Consider the following 691-nt stretch of genomic DNA (forward strand, 5'->3'; position numbering starts at 1 on the left):
TTTTGTCTCACTCTATTGTGAACGCCACAACAATTGAGGTTGGCGATGTTTACGTGGTTACTGGGCGCTGGCACGATGACATTGAACATGCACAACGCCAGGCGTTAGTACCTCCATGTAAGCTACTTTATTGTTCTGAATGGAGTCTTGGCATTGGTCACTCTATCGCATTCGGCGTTGGCTGCTTAGCAGATGATTATGACGCGATATTGGTGACTCTCGCAGACCAAGTGGCATTAACATCCGAAACGTTCAAATTGCTTGTTTCCGAATACGACGGTAGTCAGATTATCTGTGCTCAATACGCTGGTCAATGTGGCGTGCCTGCACTTTTTCCTAAGCGATATTTTTCGACATTGATGTCATTGAGTGGCGATAGCGGAGCCGAAAAAATCCTTCATACTGTAGACGCAGTAAAAGCTATACAGATAAAGAGCAAAGCCGACCTTGACCGCTGGAATAGCCTAAGCGCCTAACACATCCCATCATTATTGAGTAATGTAAAAACGCTCAGTGTCGTACGAACTAGTGTCTTAAGTTGGGAGTTTGTAGGGTATGCTTGTAGCAACAAACACGTCGTTGAATGATAAGGATTTTATGCATAACGAAGATACTGGTCTCGATGAACAGGGATTTATCCGCAATGATTATTCGGTTGATAAGATTCAACCTGAGTTTAAACCTGTCATCG

At 43.8% G+C, this 691-nt stretch carries 1 protein-coding gene; it reads left to right on the plus strand.

Features of this window, described 5'->3' with window-relative positions; genetic code table 11:
- The coding region (locus KIV40_RS35285; RefSeq protein ID WP_285354133.1) for a nucleotidyltransferase family protein at nt 1-476 on the plus strand (476 nt) is incomplete at its 5' end.
- Nucleotides 477-691 lie beyond the last annotated feature (215 nt).

This window comes from Vibrio sp. D173a, from assembly GCF_030248475.1.